General features: G+C 70.4%; 20 protein-coding genes. 11 read left to right on the top strand and 9 right to left on the bottom strand.

The window, feature by feature from the left end:
* The first annotated feature begins 14 nt into the window (after positions 1 to 14).
* Positions 15 to 515 carry a methylated-DNA--[protein]-cysteine S-methyltransferase gene (locus C8E87_RS19710; RefSeq protein ID WP_133874456.1) on the top strand — a complete coding sequence of 167 codons (501 nt, stop codon included), beginning with the start codon at positions 15 to 17 and terminating at the stop codon, positions 513 to 515.
* Positions 516 to 554: 39 nt separating this feature from the next.
* A complete protein-coding gene (gene valS / locus C8E87_RS19705) occupies positions 555 to 3092 on the top strand; it encodes a valine--tRNA ligase (protein WP_133874455.1) in 2538 nt (845 codons plus the stop codon).
* An 8-nt stretch (positions 3093 to 3100) separates the two neighbouring features.
* Here valS and C8E87_RS44595 read toward each other — a convergent pair whose 3' ends face one another.
* The gene (locus tag C8E87_RS44595) at positions 3101 to 3304 is read right to left on the bottom strand and encodes a hypothetical protein (protein ID WP_208116362.1); all 204 of its coding nucleotides are present in this window, start codon (positions 3302 to 3304) and stop codon (positions 3101 to 3103) included.
* Between the two features lie 108 nt (positions 3305 to 3412).
* Between C8E87_RS44595 and C8E87_RS19695 the strand changes: the two genes are divergently transcribed.
* Positions 3413 to 3973, top strand: coding sequence for a hypothetical protein (locus C8E87_RS19695; RefSeq protein ID WP_133874454.1), 561 nt, complete (start codon positions 3413 to 3415; stop codon positions 3971 to 3973).
* Between the two features lie 251 nt (positions 3974 to 4224).
* Here C8E87_RS19695 and C8E87_RS19690 read toward each other — a convergent pair whose 3' ends face one another.
* On the bottom strand, positions 4225 to 4971 hold the full coding sequence (locus C8E87_RS19690) for a hypothetical protein (RefSeq protein ID WP_133874453.1): 747 nt from the start codon (positions 4969 to 4971) through the stop codon (positions 4225 to 4227).
* A 54-nt stretch (positions 4972 to 5025) separates the two neighbouring features.
* On the opposite strand from C8E87_RS19690, the gene C8E87_RS19685 reads away from it, so the two are divergent.
* Positions 5026 to 6159 (top strand): DNA recombination protein RmuC, encoded by a 1134-nt coding sequence (locus tag C8E87_RS19685; protein WP_133874452.1) that lies wholly within the window; start codon positions 5026 to 5028, stop codon positions 6157 to 6159.
* Here C8E87_RS19685 and C8E87_RS19680 read toward each other — a convergent pair.
* Complete coding sequence (locus tag C8E87_RS19680; protein WP_239079818.1) at positions 6152 to 7120, bottom strand: 4-hydroxy-3-methylbut-2-enyl diphosphate reductase; 969 nt, start codon at positions 7118 to 7120, stop codon at positions 6152 to 6154. The genes C8E87_RS19685 and C8E87_RS19680 overlap by 8 nt on opposite strands.
* Positions 7121 to 7217: 97 nt before the next feature.
* Between C8E87_RS19680 and C8E87_RS19675 the strand changes: the two genes are divergently transcribed.
* The 4 genes from C8E87_RS19675 to C8E87_RS19660 all read left to right on the top strand — a co-directional run bounded on the left by C8E87_RS19675 (position 7218) and on the right by C8E87_RS19660 (position 10287).
* Positions 7218 to 7778: a hypothetical protein gene (locus C8E87_RS19675; RefSeq protein ID WP_133874451.1), complete on the top strand. Its 561-nt coding sequence runs from the start codon at positions 7218 to 7220 to the stop codon at positions 7776 to 7778.
* A 254-nt stretch (positions 7779 to 8032) separates the two neighbouring features.
* Positions 8033 to 8824 (top strand): hypothetical protein, encoded by a 792-nt coding sequence (locus C8E87_RS19670; RefSeq protein ID WP_133874450.1) that lies wholly within the window; start codon positions 8033 to 8035, stop codon positions 8822 to 8824.
* 9 nt (positions 8825 to 8833) lie between these two features.
* Positions 8834 to 10087, top strand: coding sequence for an exodeoxyribonuclease VII large subunit (gene xseA / locus C8E87_RS19665; RefSeq protein ID WP_133874449.1), 1254 nt, complete (start codon positions 8834 to 8836; stop codon positions 10085 to 10087).
* A complete protein-coding gene (locus tag C8E87_RS19660) occupies positions 10084 to 10287 on the top strand; it encodes an exodeoxyribonuclease VII small subunit (protein WP_133874448.1) in 204 nt (67 codons plus the stop codon). Before xseA ends, C8E87_RS19660 begins: the two co-directional genes overlap by 4 nt.
* A 50-nt stretch (positions 10288 to 10337) precedes the next feature.
* On the opposite strand, the gene C8E87_RS19655 is transcribed toward C8E87_RS19660, so the two are convergent.
* Positions 10338 to 10889, bottom strand: a complete 552-nt coding sequence (locus C8E87_RS19655) for a DUF4245 domain-containing protein (RefSeq protein ID WP_239079817.1) — start codon at positions 10887 to 10889, stop codon at positions 10338 to 10340.
* 100 nt (positions 10890 to 10989) lie between these two features.
* Between C8E87_RS19655 and glpX the strand changes: the two genes are divergently transcribed.
* Together glpX and C8E87_RS19645 are read left to right on the top strand one after the other, a co-directional pair.
* Positions 10990 to 12033 (top strand): class II fructose-bisphosphatase, encoded by a 1044-nt coding sequence (gene glpX / locus C8E87_RS19650; protein WP_133874447.1) that lies wholly within the window; start codon positions 10990 to 10992, stop codon positions 12031 to 12033.
* Between the two features lie 62 nt (positions 12034 to 12095).
* Positions 12096 to 12749, top strand: coding sequence for a rhomboid family intramembrane serine protease (locus C8E87_RS19645; protein WP_133874446.1), 654 nt, complete (start codon positions 12096 to 12098; stop codon positions 12747 to 12749).
* Here the strand turns inward: C8E87_RS19645 and C8E87_RS19640 are convergent.
* The 3 genes from C8E87_RS19640 to phoH2 form a co-directional block, all read right to left on the bottom strand.
* Positions 12739 to 13521: a S1 family peptidase gene (locus C8E87_RS19640; RefSeq protein WP_133874445.1), complete on the bottom strand. Its 783-nt coding sequence runs from the start codon at positions 13519 to 13521 to the stop codon at positions 12739 to 12741. The two genes, C8E87_RS19645 and C8E87_RS19640, sit on opposite strands and share 11 nt — an antisense overlap.
* A 66-nt stretch (positions 13522 to 13587) precedes the next feature.
* Positions 13588 to 14319 (bottom strand): aggregation-promoting factor C-terminal-like domain-containing protein, encoded by a 732-nt coding sequence (locus tag C8E87_RS19635; protein ID WP_133874444.1) that lies wholly within the window; start codon positions 14317 to 14319, stop codon positions 13588 to 13590.
* Between the two features lie 311 nt (positions 14320 to 14630).
* Entirely contained in the window at positions 14631 to 16043 is a 1413-nt protein-coding gene (gene phoH2, locus C8E87_RS19630; RefSeq protein WP_133874443.1) for an RNA 5'-3' helicase PhoH2, read from the bottom strand.
* 271 nt (positions 16044 to 16314) lie between these two features.
* Here phoH2 and otsB point away from each other — a divergent pair, with 271 nt between their 5' ends.
* Positions 16315 to 17121, top strand: coding sequence for a trehalose-phosphatase (gene otsB / locus C8E87_RS19625; RefSeq protein ID WP_133874442.1), 807 nt, complete (start codon positions 16315 to 16317; stop codon positions 17119 to 17121).
* Here the strand turns inward: otsB and C8E87_RS19620 are convergent, their stop codons facing one another.
* Positions 17122 to 17904 (bottom strand): isoprenyl transferase, encoded by a 783-nt coding sequence (locus tag C8E87_RS19620; protein WP_133874441.1) that lies wholly within the window; start codon positions 17902 to 17904, stop codon positions 17122 to 17124.
* A 32-nt stretch (positions 17905 to 17936) separates the two neighbouring features.
* Positions 17937 to 19043, bottom strand: a complete 1107-nt coding sequence (locus tag C8E87_RS19615; RefSeq protein WP_438866183.1) for an NAD(P)/FAD-dependent oxidoreductase — start codon at positions 19041 to 19043, stop codon at positions 17937 to 17939.
* Between the last annotated feature and the right edge of the window lie 84 nt (positions 19044 to 19127).

Raw genomic sequence — 19127 nt, 5'->3', positions numbered from 1 at the left:
CCTTGGAGGACAGCATGGTGAAGTACCGCACCCTCGACACCCCCGCCGGCCCGTTCACCGTCGTCGTGAGCAACACCCATGCCGTACGCGCGGCCGGGTTCACCGACGACGTGGGCGAGCTGCTCACCCTCGTCCATCCCGGCTTGCGCGACGACGCGGAGCCCGCCGACGACGTGGGACCGGCCGCCGGAGCCGTACGCTCCTATTTCGACGGTGACCGTGCCGCGCTCGACGCCGTGGTGGTCGAGCAGCACAGCGCGGGCGAGTTCATGCGCCACGCGTGGCAGGTCATGCGCGAGATCAAGCCGGGCTTCCCGGTCACCTACACCGAGTTCGCGCGGCTGAGCGGTCGTCCCGCCGCGATCCGGGCGGCCGCCGCGGCCTGCGCGCGTAACCCGGTCGCCCTGTTCACGCCGTGCCACCGGGTGTTGCGCACCGACGGGTCGCTCGGCGGCTATCGCTGGGGCCTGCCGGTCAAACGGTTGTTGCTGGATCACGAACAGGCGGCGGGTTAATCGTGCGTCCGATTCCGCCGCTCGCCGTAGCATTCAGCCATGACTGATACGGGAACGACCGGGCGCGCCGGTCTCCCCGAGCGGCCGTCGCTCGACGGCCTCGAGGACAAGTGGGCGCGCACCTGGCAGGAGGAGGGCACGTATGCGTTCGACCGCTCGAAGGAGCGGGCGGATGTATACGCGATCGACACGCCTCCGCCGACCGTATCGGGTGAGCTGCACATGGGGCATGTCTTCTCGTACACGCACACCGACACGGTGGCGCGGTTCCAGCGGATGCGCGGCAAGGCTGTCTTCTATCCGATGGGCTGGGACGACAACGGCCTGCCGACCGAGCGGCGGGTGCAGAACGTGTACGGCGTCCGGTGTGATCCGGCGCTGCCCTACGACCCGGCGTGGGAGCCGCCGGCCGCCCCTCCCAAACAGGCGGTCGCCATCTCGCGGCGCAACTTCGTCGAGCTGTGCGGGCGGCTGACCACCGAGGACGAGAAGGCGTTCGAGGCGCTGTGGCGGCGTCTCGGGCTGTCCGTCGACTGGGACCTGACCTACACGACGATCGGGCCGCGGGCCCAGGCCGTCTCGCAGCGTGCCTTCCTCGACAACTTGGCGCGCGGCGAGGCGTACACGGCCGAGGCCCCGACGCTGTGGGATGTCGGGTTCCGCACCGCGGTCGCGCAGGCCGAGCTGGAGGATCGGGAGCGTCCCGGCGCCTATCACCGGCTGCGTTTCCACGGGCCCGACGGTCCGGTCGAGATCGAGACGACCCGGCCCGAGCTGTTGCCGGCCTGCGTCGCGCTGGTGTATCACCCGGGCGACGAGCGTTACGAGGGCCTGACCACCGTCCGTACGCCGTACTTCGACGTCGAGGTGCCCGTCCTCGCCCACCCGCTGGCCGCGAAGGACAAGGGCACCGGCATCGCGATGGTCTGCACGTTCGGCGACCTGACCGACGTCATCTGGTGGCGTGACCTGCAGCTGGAGACGCGAGTCGTGCTGGGGCGCGACGGCCGTCTCCTGCCCGACCGCCCGGCCGGGGTCTCCGAGGCGGCGTATCGCGACTTCGCGGGCCTGACCGTCAACGCGGCCCGGCGCGAGATCGTCCGGATCCTCACCGAGACGGGTGACCTGCTGGGCGAGCCGCGGCCGATCACGCACCCGGTCAAGTTCTACGAGAGGGGCGACTCGCCGCTCGAGATCGTCACGAGCCGGCAGTGGTTCTTCCGCAACGGCGGGCGGGACCAGGAACTGCGCGACCGGATGATCGAGCGGGGCCGGGAGCTGCGCTGGTTCCCCGAGCACATGCGGCACCGATACGAGCACTGGGTCAACGGGCTGACCGGTGACTGGCTGGTCAGCCGGCAACGGTTCTTCGGCGTGCCAATCCCGATCTGGTACCGGCTCGACAACGCTGGCGAACCGGACTATGACAAGTTTCTCATACCGGATCAAACAGCACTGCCGGTCGACCCGTCCTCGGAGTGTCCGCCCGGCTTCGACGAGTCGCAACGTGACGTCCCCGGCGGCTTCACAGCCGACCCGGACGTCATGGACACATGGGCGACGTCGTCGCTGACCCCGCAGATCGTCGGCGGCTGGCACGACGACCCGGACCTGTTCCGCCGGGTCTTCCCGATGGATCATCGCCCCCAGGCCCACGAGATCATCCGTACCTGGCTGTTCGCCACCGTCCTGCGGGCCGACCTCGAAAACGGTGTGCTCCCTTGGCGATCGGCGGTCCTCTCGGGCTGGATCCTCGACCCCGACCGCAAAAAGATGGCGAAGTCCAAGGGCAACGTCGTCACCCCGATGAGCCTGCTCGAGCAGAACGGCTCCGACGCCGTGCGCTACTGGGCGGCCAACGGGCGACCCGGGGCCGACCTGGCCTTCGACCCGGCACAGATCAAGGTCGGGCGGCGGCTGGCGACCAAGCTGCTCAACGCGTCCAAGTTCGCGCTGGGGCTGGGCGCGGCGCGATCGCTGCGGCAGCCGGTGACCGAGCCGCTCGACCAGGCGATGCTGGCCCGGCTGGCGACGGTGGTCACCACGGCGACCGAGGCGTTCGACCGGTACGACCACACCGACGCGCTGCAGGCGACCGAAGCGTTCTTCTGGACGTTCTGCGACGACTACATCGAGCTGGTCAAGGAACGGGCGTACGCGGAAGGGCCGGCTGCCGAGTCGGCCCGGGCGGCCCTGGCGGCGGGGTTGTCGGTGCTGCTGCGGCTGTTCGCGCCGTTCCTGCCGTACGTGACCGAAGAGGTGTGGTCGTGGTGGCGGTACGGCTCGGTGCACAAGTCGACGTGGCCCACGCCGTACGAGCTGACCCGGGTTGCCGGTGAGGGCGATCCGAGCCTGCTCGATCTGGCCGGGGAGGCGCTGCGGCAGGTCCGCCGGGCCAAGTCGGACCGCAAGCTGTCGATGAAGGCGGCGGTGCCGCTCGCCGAGGCGCTCGGGCCGGCCGACGTGCTGGAACGGCTGGCACTGGTCGAGGGCGACCTCAAAGCGGCGGGGCGGATAGCCAAGCTCGACATGCTGCCTGGCCGCACACCCGAGCTGGTGATAGCCAGCGCCTTCTGACAGCCGCGTCATGGGGCTCGGGTCCGCAGCGCGGGCCCGGGTCCAGATCCGGCGCCGCTGATCGCGAGCTGGCTCATCGCGAGCACGCTCGTCGCGAGCAGGCTCATCGCGAGCACGCTCGTCGCGAGCAGGCTCATCGCGAGCACGCTCGTCGCGAGCACGCTCATCGCGAGCAGGAGCGGCACGGACAGGAGCGGCACCGACAGGGGCATGGGCAGGCTCGGCGTGGCCAGGAGCGACGACGAGGGCTGCTCTGTTGTTCGGGCCCCGGCTCTGGCGAATCGCCGGAGCCGGGGCGCTCGGCAGGGCAGCATGAGGGCATGTCGATCGCGCCCGAACAGGTGGAGGCGCCCGCCCGCGACGCCGTGCTGTTCAAGTCGTCGCCGGTACGGACGTTTGTCGCCCTTTTTGTGCTGTTGATGGTGTCGTTCGCGCTGGTAGCGCCGATTGCCGCGCTCCTGGGCGACGGTGGGGCCGGTAACCCGTGGTGGCAGACCGCGCTGCAGGCCGCCGTGATCGCTGCGCTGGCTGCCGGGGCGTACAGCTATTCGACGCGCGGGTCCCTGAAGACGTGGGTGCGGATCTCGTCGGGCGGGCTGGAGCTGGCCGCACAGGACAGCGATCCGATCCTGCTCGACTGGGCCGACATCAAACACGTGACCGTGCGCCGGGAAGGCTTCAAGAACCTGCTCGAGGTGACCCCGATCGACCTGGACCGGGTGCACCCCGTGCAGGGCGAGGAGGCGGGCCCGCCCGCGCTGGCCGAGACGCCCGACGGGCAGTCGTACACGGCCGACCTCAGCGAGGTGTGGCCGAGCCCGCGCCGCCTCCGCCGCGAGCTGGCCAAGTACCTGCCGCCGGACGACCCGGCCGCCGGCTGACAACAGCCCGCAGCCGCGACTCGGCAATGGGGTCCGGGGGTCGGCGGTCGCGATTCAGGCGGTCTCCGGCCACCGTTCCTAGCCGCAAGAGCCGGAACCGGTCGCGGGAACCAGTCGCGGGAACCAGTCGCGAGAACCAGTCGCGAGAACCAGTCGCGAGAACCAGTCGCGAGAACCAGTCGCGAGAACCAGTCGCGAGAACCAGTCGCGAGAACCAGTCGCGGGAATCGGTCGCGGGAACCGGTCGCGGGTCAGAAGTCGAAGCCGCCGCCGAAGTCGCCGAAGTCGCTGCCGCCCATGTCGCCGCCCATGTCGCCGCTGCCCATGTCGCCGCCGCCGAAGTCCTGGGCGGCGTCGGCGTAGCCGTCGGAGAAGCCGTCGCCGTAGCCCATGTCCCCGAAGCCGGGCGACAGCAGCGCGTCGAAGATCAGCATGCCGCCGAGGACACCGGCGCCCGCGCCGAGCGCCGTCTTCCAGACCGGGGTCGAATACCACCCGGCGGGCACCGGACGGCCCTGCACCCGGCCACCGGGGTAGTAGTACGGCGTGTCGGCGCCGGGCCGCGGACCAGCCTTGTACGCGTGGCCCTGCACGTTGACCTCACGCTCCTTGGTCAGCTGACCGGCGCCCTGAGCCGACGCCAGCGGGGGCAGGTCGGGGCCGGGGTCGATGCCCATCGCGAGGCGGGCGGCGCGCACGTACTGCAGACCCTCGAGGGCCGACTCGCGCGCCAGCTCGAACTGCCGCACCGTGTTGGCCTGCTGCAGCTGCCCACCGGCGGCGTTGTAACGCTCACCGGCGTCGGAGAGCGCCTGCCGGGCGGCCGCGTCGTCGCCGTGCAGGTTCATCAGCTGGCCGCCGAGCCGCTCGTACCACCGCTGGGCCTCGGCGCGCGCATCTTCCAGCCGGGTCTGCTGTGACGCCGCGCCGCTGCGCCGGGCCAGAAGGATCACGAGGAGGACGACGATGACGATGCCGAGAATCAGCAACACGCTCATGTTTCCACGGTACCCGCGCCTGTCTTGCGGGAACGGTCTGGCAGGCTCCGGTATGTGACTGTTTCGACGCTCCTCGTGGTGCTTGTCTGCTTGACCGTCGGCGCAGCCCTGGGGTGGCTGGCCGCGCGGTTGCGGGCGGCCACCGACATCGCGCGGCTCCAGGCCACGATTCAGGCGCGCGCCGACGGCGAGGAGCGGCTCGAGCAGTCCCTTCGATCGCTGTCGTACGAGGCCACCGCGCAGTCCCAGGAAGCCGTGGCGCGAGCCGTGGCGCCGCTGCACGACACGCTGCGCCGCTACGAGGAAAGGGTCGCTGAGCTGGAACGGGAACGGGTGGACGCGTACGCCGAGTTGCGCGAGCAGGTGCGCACGATGAGCACCGTCTCGGGTGAGCTGCGTACCGAGACCAAGCAACTGGTGGCCGCGCTGCGCACACCCCAGGTGCGGGGCCGGTGGGGTGAGCATCAGCTGCGGCGGATCGTCGAGGCGGCCGGCCTGCTGGAACACTGTGACTTTGCTGAGCAGGTCACGGCGGCAACCGACAATTCCGGCGTACGCCCCGATCTGGTCGTCAAACTGCACGGCGGCCGGACGGTTGTCGTCGACGCCAAGGCGCCCCTGGAGGCGTACCTGTCGGCGCTGGAGGCCCGTGACGAGCGCACCCGCGACGGCTTCCTCGATCAGCACGCCCGGCACCTGCGCTCGCACATCGACTCGTTGTCGGCCAAGGAGTACTGGACGGCGTTCGAGTCGGCGCCCGACTTCGTGGTGCTGTTCGTGCCGGCCGACCCGTTCCTCGACGCCGCCCTCCGTCACGACCCGGCGGTGATGGAGCACGCTTTCCGGCGCAACGTGGTGCTGGCCACCCCGGCCACGTTGATCGCGCTGCTGCGGACGGTGGCGTTCTCGTGGCGGCAGGAGGAACTGGCCCGCAACGCCGTCGAGGTGCACAGCCTCGCCCGTGAGCTGCACGCCCGGTTGTCCACGCTGGGCGACCACGTCGGCAAGCTCGGCGCGTCGCTGGGCGGGGCCGTCACGGCGTACAACCGGGCAGTGGGGTCTTTGGAATCCCGCGTGCTGGTCAGCGCGCGCAAGCTGGCCGAGATGGGCGTCTCGGACGACGACATCCCCACCCCGGCGCAGCTCGAAGTCGCGCCCCGGCAGCCCCAGGCGCCGGAATTCAGTTAGCGGCCGCCCGCGCCTTCATGTCGCGGCGAAGCTCTTGCGGAAGCGAGAAGGTGAGGCGTTCCTCGGCCGTGGTGAACTCGGTGACCTCGCCGAAGCCGCGCTCGGCCAGGAAGGCCAGCACCTCCATGACCAGGTCGTCGGGCACGCTGGCGCCGGAGGAGACCCCGACCGTGGTGGCGCCGGCGAGCCACTCCTCCTGGATCTCGGAGGCGTAGTCGACCAGGTGGCCGGCGCGAGCACCGGCGTCGAGGGCGACCTCGACGAGGCGTACGGAATTGGAGGAGTTGGTGGAGCCGACGACGATCACCACGTCGCACTCCGGCGCGATCTCCTTGACCACGTGCTGCCGGTTCTGCGTGGCGTAGCAGATGTCGTCGCTGGGCGGCGACTGCAGCAGCGGCAGGCGGGTCTTGAGCCGGGCCACGGTCTCCATCGTCTCGTCGACCGAGAGCGTGGTCTGCGACAGCCACACGACCTTGGCCGGGTCGCGCACGACGACCTGGTCGACCGCGTCGGGGCCGTCGACGAGCTGGATGTGCTGCGGGGCCTCGCCGGACGTCCCGATGACTTCCTCGTGGCCCTCGTGGCCGATGAGCAGGATGTCGTAGTCGTCCTTGGCGAAGCGCTTGGCCTCGTGGTGCACCTTCGTCACCAGCGGGCACGTCGCGTCGATGGCCTTGAGGTTGCGGGCCTTGGCCTGCTCGTGCACCTCGGGAGCGACGCCGTGGGCCGAGAACACCACGGTCGAGCCCTCGGGCACCTCCTCGTTCTCCTCCACGAAGATCGCGCCGGCCGCCTCGAGCGTGCTGACGACGTGCTTGTTGTGCACGATCTGCTTACGCACGTAGACCGGGGCGCCGTAGAGCTTCAGCGCCTCCTCCACGGTCTGCACCGCACGGTCGACGCCCGCGCAGTATCCGCGCGGCTTGGCCAGCAACACACGCTTCCGGGGTTCGCTCACCCGGCCATGGTACGTGCCGCCACCGACACCCGCCGCGGCTGCGATCAGCGCCACAGCGGCCCTCGACCCGGACGGGACCGACCGGGATACTCGTCGGATGTCTGACGAGCAACGGCGGGACGAATCGGTCGCACCGGGTCCGTGGTGGGTGGTCGCCGGGCGGGCGCTGCGGTTCCTGCTGGGCGCGCTGTCGCTGGTCCTCGGCCTGCTGTGGATCCTGCTCAACGGGCACACGGCCAACGCGGTGCCGGACATTGCGACCGGCGTCGTGCTCACTCTCGGCGGTCTGGTGCTGCTCATGCCGCATCGCATCCGGCTGCCCCGCCGGACGACCGCGGCTGTGATGTCCGGGGTCGCGGTGACGGGTACGGCGGCCGGACTGCTCGCCGAAGAATCGATCACTTGCTGCAAGTACGCCTTCATCACCGAACGTGGCTGGCCGTTCCACTGGGCCCAGCGCGGCGCCCTGGCCGACGATCCCGAGACCGCCGAGCGGGTCGCCCGGTCCGCATCCTGGACGGTCGACCTTCTGTCGCTCGCCTTCGACCTGCTGACCTGGTCATATGTTGGACTCCTGCTGGTGGTGGCGGCAGTGCTGATCCGCCGCCTGCGGCCGGTCGGCGCAAAGGACTCGGCCGGCGAAAGCCAGCGGTCCTGATCCGCCACCTGCGCCCGGCCGAGGACAAGACCATCGCCGAGCAAGGCCTGCAGTGCTGATCCGCCGCCCGCGCCCAGCCGAGGACAAGACCATCGCCGAGCAAGGCCTGCAGTGCTGATCCGCCATCTGTCCCCGGCCGGGGACAAGGCCTTCGTCGAGTAGGGCCGACGGTCCCGAGCCATCCCGGCGCCCGAGCGGGGGCAAGTCGGGCAAACCGCCGATAACGGGCAAGATTTCGGCCGATACTCGAATCCATGTCTCAGGCCGCCGAGGACGAACCCGGCTTTCTCGCCTCGACGATCGCGACGCTCCGCCTGATCGCCGGCTGGGCCTGCGCCGCCCTCGGCGTGCTCAACCTGGCCATGGGGCTCGCTCCGGCGTCATACGTGACGTTCCACGTGGTGCTGGCGATCACCGGCCTGTTGCTGCTGGCCCCGGGACCGGCCGGACGGCGGCGGCCGCCAGGCCCGGCTGTAGTGGCGGGCGGCACGGTCGCCCTGGTGGGGTTGGCCGCCACAACTGTCCCGGCGCTGGCCGTCGAATGCTGCTCGGGTGGGTATGCGGTGCGGCACGGGTTCCCGTTCACGATGCTCGCCCGCGATCCCGGCGGCTGGCGGTTCGACACCGTCCGTACGGTGGCGGATCTGGTCTTCTGGATCTGCGCCGGCCTGATCGTCATGCTCGCCCTGACCCGGGTGCGGCCCACGACAACACGCCCGGCTGAGCCGAACGCAACCGGACGGCACGCGGCCGAGCCATATCCGTCCGGTCCGGACGCCACCGAGCAGCACGCGGCCGAGCCATACCCGTCCGGTCCGGAGACCACCGAGCGGCACGCGGCCGAGCCGTATCAACCCGGGCCGAAGACCACCGGACGCCATGCGGCCGAGCCACCCGCAACCGGGCGGCATGCGGCCGAGCCACTGTGGGGGCCCTCGCCGGGGTCGTCGCCGGCCGGGCACGCCGAGCAGCGCAGCGTCGGACGGCACGCCCGGGACGACCAGCCCCGTACGGCGGACGACGAGAATGTCGGGGGCCTTCCGTAGTCTGGCCGGGTGAGTGAGCCCGAGCCGACCGCGACGCCCCCGCGCAGCGCGCAGCCGAAAAGCTCCGCCGACGAGCCGTGGCCGGTCCGTGTCGTCAGTCAGAAGGTCGGCGCCTGGATCGCCAAGCTGGGCTGGGTGTGGGTCGACGGCCAGGTCGCCCAGATCAGCCGCCGCCCCGGCTCGACGGTGGTCTTCCTGACCCTGCGCGACCCGTCAGCCGATCTCAGCCTCACGGTCACCGCCCACCGCGACGTGCTCGACTCCGGCGCGCCGGGGCTGGCCGAGGGCGCGCGGGTCACCCTGCACGCCAAGCCCGAGTTCTATCCGGCCCGCGGCACCCTCAGCCTGCGCGCCGACGAGATCCGCCAGGTCGGGCTCGGTGAGCTGCTGGCCCGCCTCGAGCGGCTGAAAAAGCTGCTGGCCGCCGAGGGCCTGTTCGCCCGCGAGCGCAAGCGCCGCCTGCCGTTCCTGCCGCAGCGCATCGGCCTGATCACCGGACGGGCCAGCGCGGCCGAGCGCGACGTGCTGATGAACACGCGCCGCCGCTGGCCGTCGGTCGACTTCCGGGTGGTCAACGTGCCGGTCCAGGGCCCCACGGCGGTGCCCCAGATCATCGACGCGCTCAAGGTGCTCGACAACGACGACACCGTCGACGTCATCGTGATCGCCCGCGGCGGCGGCAGCGTGGAAGATCTGCTGCCGTTCAGCGATGAGGCGCTCTGCCGGGCCGTGTTCGGCGCCCGCACCCCGGTGGTGAGCGCGATCGGCCACGAGACGGACGCGCCGCTGCTCGACTACGTAGCAGACCTGCGCGCCTCCACCCCGACCGACGCGGCCAAGCGCATCGTGCCCGACCTCGGCGAGGAAACGCAGCTGATCGAGCACGCCCGCCGCCGGCTCGACCGCGCCGTCAGCACCCTGATCGACCGCGAGACCCACCGCATCGAGTCGTGGCGTTCGCGGCCGTCGCTGGCCCGTCCCGAGCTCATGGTCGACCAGCGCGCTGCCGAGGTGACGGCGCTGCGCGACCGGGCCGTGCGCAGCCTCGAGCACCGCCTGCACCGCGCCGACGACGACCTGCGCCACACGGTCGCCCGCCTGCGGGCGCTGTCCCCGGCGGCCACGCTGCAACGGGGTTACGCGATCGTGCAGCGCGAGGACGGGCATGTGGTCCGCGCGGCCGGCGAGGTCAGAGCCGACGATGTGGTCAGGGTGCGGCTCGCCGAGGGCGAGCTGCGAGCAGCCGTACGGGAGAACGAGTGAGTGACGAGAAGCTGAGCTACGAGCAGGCCCGCACCGAGCTGGCCACCGTGGTCGAACGGTTGGAGCAGGGCGGCAGCTCGCTGGAGGAGTCGCTGGCCCTGTGGGAGCGGGGCGAGAAACTGGCCGACGTCTGCCAGCGCTGGCTCGACGGCGCCCGCGAACGGATCGAGGCAGCCCGAGCGGCCCGCGGCGACAGCTGAGCCGACGGCGACGCGGATCCGCGGCGGTCAGGCGCGGCGGCCGGCGGTGGTCAGCGCAGCGTGTCGGCCAGGGCTTCCAGGTTGTCGCTGCCGGTTTTGCCGACCAGCACGACCGTACGGCTCTGGTCGGCCATGACCAGTGCTTTCTCTCCCGGCCGGGCGTCGTAGAGCCGCCACACCCCGGCCTCGGAGCGAACCTGCCCGATCGGCTTGGCGTCCTTCGACAGCTCAGCGGGCAGCAACACGTCCGACGGCACGTTGCTCTCGATCAGCTGGATCGGGTCCTTGTCGGGGTCGACGTAACCGATCCGCAGCGTCGCGCCGTTCTCGGCCCGCCGGAAAGTGGCGGTCGTGGCGTGCCAGTCGTCGCCGAGGCCCTGCGGGACCAGCACGGGAAACAGGCCCGCCTGCTGCGCCTGCTGGAACACCGGCGCGGCGTCGACCGAGACCGGCTTGTCCCCGTCCAGCACGAGCCGATAGAAGGTGAGCAGCAGCGCGATCGGGATCAGCAGGACGGCGAGTGACATCGCCATGTCCTTGGGCGAGCGTTCCTGCCCACGGCTGAGCCGCGCGGGGGCGGGTGCGGGCGATGCGGGTTCCACCCACCCATTGTTAACCATGTCGCTGACGCGGGACTTTGCGCGTCCGGACGTGTGAGGATCGGTGCATTCACCGACCCCGCATCGTCGCGAGGAGGCGCCCATGCCAGCCAGGTTCCCGCAGGATCTCGACCGCAACATCGCCCTCGATCTGGTTCGTGTCACGGAGGCCGCCGCGATGGCCGCGGGCCGCTGGGTGGGCCGGGGCGACAAGAACGGCGGTGACGGCGCGGCCGTCGACGCCATGCGCAAGCTGATCAATTCGATCCAGATGCGCGGCGTGGTGGTGATCGGTGAGGGTGAGAAGGACGAGGCGCCCATGCTCTTCAACGGGGAGCAGGTCGGCGACGGCACCGGGCCCGAGGTCGACGTGGCAGTGGACCCGATCGACGGCACGACGCTGATGAGCAAGGGCATGCCGGGCGCGGTGGCCGTGCTGGCGGTCGCCGAGCGGGGTGCGATGTTCGACCCCAGCGCCGTCTTCTACATGGAGAAGATCGCCGTCGGGCCGGACTGCGCCGACGTGATCGACATCAACGCCGGCACCGCCGAGAACCTCAAGCGGATCGCCCGGGCGAAGAAGTCGAGCATCTCCGACGTGACCGTCTGCATCCTCGACCGGCCGCGGCACGCGCAGCTGATCGAGGAGGTGCGCCAGGCCGGGGCGAACATCAAGTTCATCTCGGACGGGGACATCGCGGGCGCGATCTCGGCGGCCCGCTTCGAGTCCGACGTGGACGTGCTGATGGGCATCGGCGGCACCCCCGAGGGCATCACCGCCGCGTGCGCGCTCAAGTGCCTGGGCGGCATGATCCAGGCCAAGCTGTGGCCGCGCGACGACGCCGAGCGCGAGAAGGCGCTGGCCGCGGGGCACGACCTCGACCGGGTGCTGACCACCGACGACCTGGTCACCGGCGACAACTGCTTCTTCGTGGCCACCGGTGTGACCTCGGGCGACCTGCTCAAGGGCGTGCGGTACAGGTCGGGTGGCGCACACACCCAGTCGATCGTCATGCGGTCCAAGAGCGGCACCATCCGGGTGATCGACTCGTACCACCGCCTGGAGAAGCTGGCCATGTACTCGGCGGTCGACTTCGACGGCCATCTCCCGACGGTGACGCTGGGTGACAGTGAGCCCGTAATCTGAGAATTCGCTGTGGCAGGCCCGCCGGTTTGGCGGGCCTCGCCCTCGCCTGGAACTATCGAAAGATGAGTTACGGGGCACCCGAGGCGCGCGCAGAGGCAGAAGCCAAGTTCGGCACTGACGCTTTCTACGCGTCGCTGGGCCGGGCCTTCGTGACGATGTGCGCCGTGATCCCGGTGCTCTTCCTGATCGAGGCGATCGACGTCGGCATCGGCTCGGGCCAGCTCGACGTGGCCGGCGGCATCATCCCGCACCGGGTCGACGGTCTCGACGGCGTGCTGTTCAGCCCGTTCCTGCACGCCGGGTGGGATCACCTCTACGGCAACGCCGTGCCGCTCATCCTGGTCGGCACGTTCGCGCTGGCCGGGGGCACCAAGCGGTTCATCTGGTCGACGTTCGTGATCGTGCTGGTCAGCGGCCTGGGCGTCTGGTTCGTGGGCGATCCGAACAGCGTTGTGGTGGGCGCCAGCGGCGTGATCTTCGGTTATCTGGGTCTGCTGGTCACGCGCGGCCTGGTCGAGCGCTCGTGGTGGAACTTCGGCGTGGCCGCGTTCATCGGCCTGCTGTACTGGTATCAGCTCTACAACATCCTGCCGACCGATCAGCCGGTGTCGTGGCAGGGCCACCTGCTCGGCCTGCTGGGCGGGGTGATCGCCGCGATCCTGTTCCGTCGCAAGCGGCCACGGCCGGCCAAGCCCGACACCACGTTCAATTTCTGAGCTTCCGGACAGCCTTCTCGATCGCGGGACGAAACGTCGACAGCTGGGTGTAGACGCCGGGGTATCCGTCGCGTGCGCAGCCGAGACCCCAGCTCACGATGCCCACCTGCACCCACTCGCCGTGCCGGCCCCGCCCGATCATCGGTCCGCCGCTGTCTCCCTGGCAGGTGTCGACCCCGGGCGACCCGGCGCACATCTGCTCGTCCCGCACGAGCGTCACCCCCGCTTTCACGTACGCCGCCTCGCACTTCTCATCCGGCACGGAGGGCACGGTGGCGTAGTGCAGCCGCTGCTCCTGCTCGACGGAGTCCTCACGGGTCTGGCCCCAGCCCATCACGATGTAGCGGCCGGGACCGATCGCGTCCTGCGCCAGCGGCAGCGTCGGCAGGCGCAGCGGACGGTCGAGCCGGATGACCGCCCAGTCGTCCCCGTGCACCTCGTCGACGAAGCCCTCGGCGCGGATCACCCGTTCCGACCGGGCGGTCTGCGCCCTGCTGGACCGCAGGTCGGAAACCCCGGCGGTGACCTCGATGCTGTCGTTGCGGCCGGTGTCGTCGACGCAGTGCCCGGCCGTGAGCACCACCCGCGGCTCGGTCAGCGCCCCGCCGCAGCCCATCGAGAGCCGCACCGCCCACGGGAACTTGCCCTGCGGCGCCACCACGCCGCCGACCACGGGCGTCCGGTTCAGGCCGGCCTCGACCGGCCGGACGTCGGTCGTGAGCACGGCGGCCAGGACAGCGACCATGACCAGCGATACGACATTTCGGACCATACGGTCATTTGACCACAGTAAAACGGGCCGCGCGATCAGCCGCGCGGCCCGTTCCGTGCTGTCTACTTAGTACCAGCCGACGTCCTGCGAGTGCGCCCACGCGCCGCAGGGGGTGTCGTAGCGGCCCTCGATGTAGCCGAGGCCCCATTCGATCTGGGTGGCCGGGTTGGTCTTCCAGTCGCTGCCGGCGGAGGCCATCTTTTTGCCCGGCAGGGCCTGGGGAATCCCGTACGCGCCCGAGCTCTTGTTGGTGGCCTTGTGGTTCCAGCCGCTTTCCTTCTTCCACAGCTTCTCGAGGCACGAGAACTGGGAGATCTTGAAGCCGGCCTCAAGCATCAGCGCGCAACCGGTTGCGCGGTTGCCGCTGTACTCGTCGCAGGAGGCGGGGATGTCGCCGTCGAACTCCGGCGTGCTGCCCGAGTCGGAGTCCGACTCCTTGGCGGCGGCCTCCTCTTCTGCCTTCTTCTTCGCCGCAGCCTCGGCAGCCGCCTTCTTCTCGGCGATCACCTTGCGCTCGGCCGTGTGCGCCTTGCCCGCGGCGGCCTTGGCGGCGGCTGCGGCCTTCTCGGCGGCGTTGGCCTCGGTCTGACGCTGGAACGCCCGAGCGGCGGCATGCTCGGCCTGACGTTGCTTCAGCAGCTGCGAGTTGTCGACCGCGACCTGCGCGACGACGCTCGCTTCGGCGCTCCGCTGCTGGACTTCCCGGTCCTGTCCGAGATAGATACCGCCGGCCGCGCCCACTGCCAACAGGCTGACCGAGGTGACTCGTACTCCGACCCGGCTCCAGAGCCGATTCACGAAGTTTCCCTTCGTCGGGGGCAATGACGCGGCCACACACCGCCGGGGGATGGCGGTCGTGCACACCGCGAGCACCGCGGCCCAACCGGGCCGGAACCGTGGGCGAAGTCGATCTACGACCCCGGCGATCACGCATGGCGCTCGTCAGCCACCATGGCTCACCGTGAAGAGGATGTGAAATGGCGGGGCGGTCTTGTGAACTTGCTCACAGAAAGTTGCCGGGCATACCGGGTGAAAAGCCCCGGAAGTCGCGTCATCAGGAGGGGAATCCCTGCTCACCGCACGGATTCCCCTCGTGACGCACAGTTCCGTCAGATCGGGATCTCCTCGAGCAGGTCGGTGACCACCTCGGCGATCGGCGACCGCTCGGAACGGGTCAGCGTGACGTGCGCGAAGATCGGGTGGCCCTTGAGCGCCTCGATCACCGCCGTGACACCGTCGTGCCGGCCGACCCGCAGGTTGTCCCGCTGCGCCACGTCGTGGGTGAGCACCACCCGCGAACCCTGGCCGATGCGCGACAGCACGGTCAGCAGCACGTTGCGTTCGAGCGACTGCGCCTCGTCCACGATCACGAACGCGTCGTGCAGGCTGCGCCCGCGGATGTGGGTCAGCGGAAGCACCTCGAGCATCCCGCGGGCCATGACCTCCTCGACCACGTTGGCGTGCACCACCGCGCCCAGGGTGTCGAACACGGCCTGCGCCCAGGGCGACATCTTCTCGTTCTCGGTGCCGGGCAGGTAACCGAGCTCCTGGCCGCCCACGGCGTACAGGGGACGGAAGACGATGACCTTCTTGTGACGGTTGCGTTCCATGGTGGCTTCCAGACCGGCGCAGAGCGCGAGCGCCGACTTGCCGGTGCCGGCCCGGCCGCCGAGCGAGACGATGCCGATCGACTCGTCGAGCAGAAGGTCGAGCGCGACCCGCTGTTCCGCGGAGCGGCCGCGCAGACCGAACGCCTCCCGGTCACCACGCACCAGCCGTACGGACTTGTCGGGAGTGACCCGGCCGAGCGCTGACCCGCGTGGCGAGTGCACCACCAGGCCCGTGTGGCACGGCAGGTGCTCGACGTCCTCCAGCTCCAGTTCCTCGCCGCTGTACAGGGCGTTGACCTGGTCCTCCCCCAGCTTGAGGTCGGCCATGCCGGTCCAGGTCGGATCGCTGGCCTGGCCGTGGCGGTACTCGTCGGCCGTCAGGCCCACCGACGCCGCCTTGACCCGCAGCGGCATGTCCTTGCTGACCAGCGTGACCTCGCGCCCCTCGGCGGTGAGCCCGAGAGCCACCGACAGGATGCGCGTGTCGTTCGAGTCGTTGCGGAAGCCGAGCGGCAACACGCTCTGGTCGGCGTGATTGAGCTCGACCCGCAACGTGCCGCCCTCGTCGTTGCAGAGAACCGGGTGGTCGAGCCGGCCGTACTTGATCCGCAACTCGTCGAGGAAGCGCAGCGACTGCCGCGCGAACCAGCCCAGTTCGGGGTGGTGACGCTTGCCCTCCAACTCGGAGATGACCACGAGGGGAATCACCACCTCGTGATCGGTGAACCGGCGGAAGGCCGCCGGGTCGGACAGCAGGACCGAAGTGTCCAGAACGAAAACACGGCCCTCGGGGGCCGGTTCAGCGTCAGCGTGCCTGTCACGGGACTGCCGTCCCGCTCGGGCCCGACTCGTGGAGACTTCGACGGCCGCGTCGCGGGAAGAGACGTCGGCGTCAGATCGGCGAGATGTCACAGGCCTGCTCCAGCGGCGGGCGTGCAACCCGGTACGCCCGCGGTCCGCCACCTCCGGCGCCCGTCTCTTGAGCACGGGGTCGGATTGCGGGGCCCCGTGGCGCACTTGTCGCAGGTCCGGGCCGGCCGGCTGGCTCGGGACGACCCCGTGCCATGACTCAGACGCTAGCGGTCAACTCCGCTACGCGGTAGTACGCAAAAAACGGGTGACGCTGAACTCTCGGTTGATTTTGCCGGCATGAAACCCGACTTAGGGCGGGTAATCTGACCACGTGGCACAGACTCCGCGTCCGACCCATCCGCTGAGCATCGACGAGGCTTGGGCGTTCACCGCCGGCCGAGCCGCGTCGACCACCTTCTTCTTCGACTTCGACGGCGTCCTCTCCGCGGTCACCGACGACCCGGACGCGTCGCAGCCCGCCCCCGCCGTCCTCGGCGTCCTCGAGCGGCTGGCCAAGGTCGTGCAGCGGGTCGCCATCGTCTCGGCGCGCCCGGTCAGCTTCCTGCGCTCCCGCTTCTCCACGCTCGACGGCGTCGACCTCTACGGGCTCTACGGCCTCGAGGTGTGGCACGAGGGTGAGGTCGTCACCGAGCCGGCCGCGCTGCCCTGGGTGCCCGCCATGGCCGACCTGGCCGAGCTGGCCAGGGCCGAACTGCCGGCGCCGGTCCTCGTCGAGTACAAGCGCCTCTCCGTGGCCCTGCACTACCGCACCGCTCCGGCCGAGGCGGCCAGGGTCGAGCGCTGGGGCCACGAGCAGGCCGAGCGTCTCGGGCTGCGCGTCCAGGCCGGTCGCATGGTCGTCGAGCTCAAGCCCCCCGTCGATCAGGACAAGGGCATGGTCATCACCGAGGGCGTCCGCAACGCCGGTTGTGCGTGGTATTTCGGGGATGACATGTCCGACATCAAGGCGTTCGACGCGCTGCGCGCCCGCGAGGCCGTCGACCCGTCGTTCTTCGGGGTCGCGGTGGCCGTGGCCAACCCCGAGACCGGCGCCGAGGTGTCCAGCGCCGCCGACCTGACCCTCGAGTCGCCCGACGCGGTGGCGGCCTTCCTCACCGAGGGCCTTCGGAAGTTCTGATCAGGCTCCGTATCGGCGCTGCCGGTTCCCGTACGACCGCAGCGCCCGCAGGAAGTCGATGCGGCGGAAATCGGGCCAGTTCGCGTCGTGGAAATAGAACTCCGAGTGCGCCGACTGCCACAGCAGGAACCCGGAGAGCCGCTGCTCGCCGCTGGTGCGGATGACCAGGTCGGGGTCGGGTTGGCCGCGGGTGTAAAGGTGCTCGGCGATGTGCTCGACGTCGAGGATCTCGGCCATCTCCTCGATCGTGCGCCCGGCCGCGGCCTGCTCGTGCAGCAGCGAACGGACCGCGTCGGTGATCTCACGACGGCCGCCGTAGCCCACCGCCATGTTGACCTCGACCCCCACCGTACGGTCGCGGGTCTTTTCCTGGGCTGCCTTGAGCGCGACGGCCGTGGCCGCGGGCAGCACGTCGAGCGCGCCGACCATGCGCAGCCGCCAGGGGTTGCCGTCCTCGGCGAGCTCGGTCGCCAGATCCTCGATGATCTTGAGCAGGGGGTCGAGCTCGGCCGCCGGGCGACGCAGATTGTCGGTGGCCAGCAGGTAGAGCGTGACATGCCCGATGCCGGCCTGGTCACACCAGGTGAGCAGCTCTTTGACCCGGGCCGCGCCGACACGGTGGCCGTCGTTGGGGTCGACGAAGCCCATCTCGCGAGCCCAACGACGATTGCCGTCGCACATGACGCCGACGTGCTGGGGCACAGGCTTACCGGCCAGCTTGCCGGCCAGCCGCCGTTCATACAGACGGTAGAACGGAGTAACAATCAAGGACCGCAGACTCATCGCCTCAAACCCTAGCCCTCACGGGTGGCGACTCAAGGGGCGGCCGGGTGTCGGTGACCTAACCGCGAAGCGATACGCCCGATAGTGCGAAGGTCGAAAACCCCGTCGCCCAGGCCCAGTTCCACCATCCGGTCGAACACCGCCGCGTCCCGGGCAGCCGCCTCCACCGCGGCGTCGACCACCCCCGAGTGACGGGTGAGCCGGGCCGCGAAGCTCGAATGCCGCAGGTGCCGGCCGAGCCGGTGACGCAGAGCGCGGCGGTAGTCGGTCTTTCGCGCGGCCGCCTGCCCGGCGAGCGAGCCGGAAAGAACGGCGTAGAAGATGCCCTCCCCGGTGAACGGGTTGATCAACGAGAGCGCGTCGCCGGCCAGCAGGACACGCCCCACCACGGGTGACGGCCGCCGGGTCGACAGCGGCAGGTGGTGACCCCGGACCACGCCCGGCCGACTGCCCGGTATCAGCTGGTCGAGGCGGTCCCGCAGGTAGCTCTTCGACAGGGGCGCACCTCGCAGCACCTCGCCGTAGCCGACGTTGGCGGTGCCGTCGCCGAGCGGAAACTCCCACGCGTACGCCGGCCAGCGCTGCTCGGTCGTGACGATGACCTGCTCGGAGGTGTTGGTCGTGGGGGCGTAGCCACGAATCGCGACGGCCAGGTGGCCGGGCGGGTTGACGGCGTGGCCGAGCGCCCGCCGCACCACTGACTGTGCGCCGTCGGCGCCGATGAGCACGGCGGCCCGGAACCGGCCGTCGACCGTGACACCCGTGCCGTCGTCGTGGACCTCGCGGACGGTGTGCCGGCGCAGGTCGGCGCCCGCGGCCACGGCGGCCCGGACGAGACGCTCGTCGAAGACCCGGCGCGGCACGGTGTGGGCCGGGCGGGGCAGAGAACGGGCGACGGCTGCGCCTCCGGGGGCGACGAGGCGGAGTCGTTCGACAGGCGGATAGCCGTCGGTGACGCCGTGCACGCCAAGTGCATTGAGGACGGTTACGGCCTCGGACGCTATGCCGTCGCCGCAGGGCTTGTCGCGCGGGAAGTCGGACCGATCGAGCAGCAGGACCGTGGCCCCCTCACGCCGCGCCGCCAGAGCAGCAGCGGCCCCCGCCGGCCCCGCTCCCACCACCACGACATCAAAGGTCAGCACTCTCGGACATTCCTGTTGAGGAAGACAGAGAGAAGCCTATGGGGCGGCGGCCGTGGTGAACAGCAGGGCGGTCACCAGGCG

The sequence above is a fragment of the Paractinoplanes brasiliensis genome (assembly GCF_004362215.1).
GTDB lineage: Bacteria > Actinomycetota > Actinomycetes > Mycobacteriales > Micromonosporaceae > Actinoplanes > Actinoplanes brasiliensis.
This window is presented reverse-complemented; position numbering and strand designations above follow the sequence as displayed.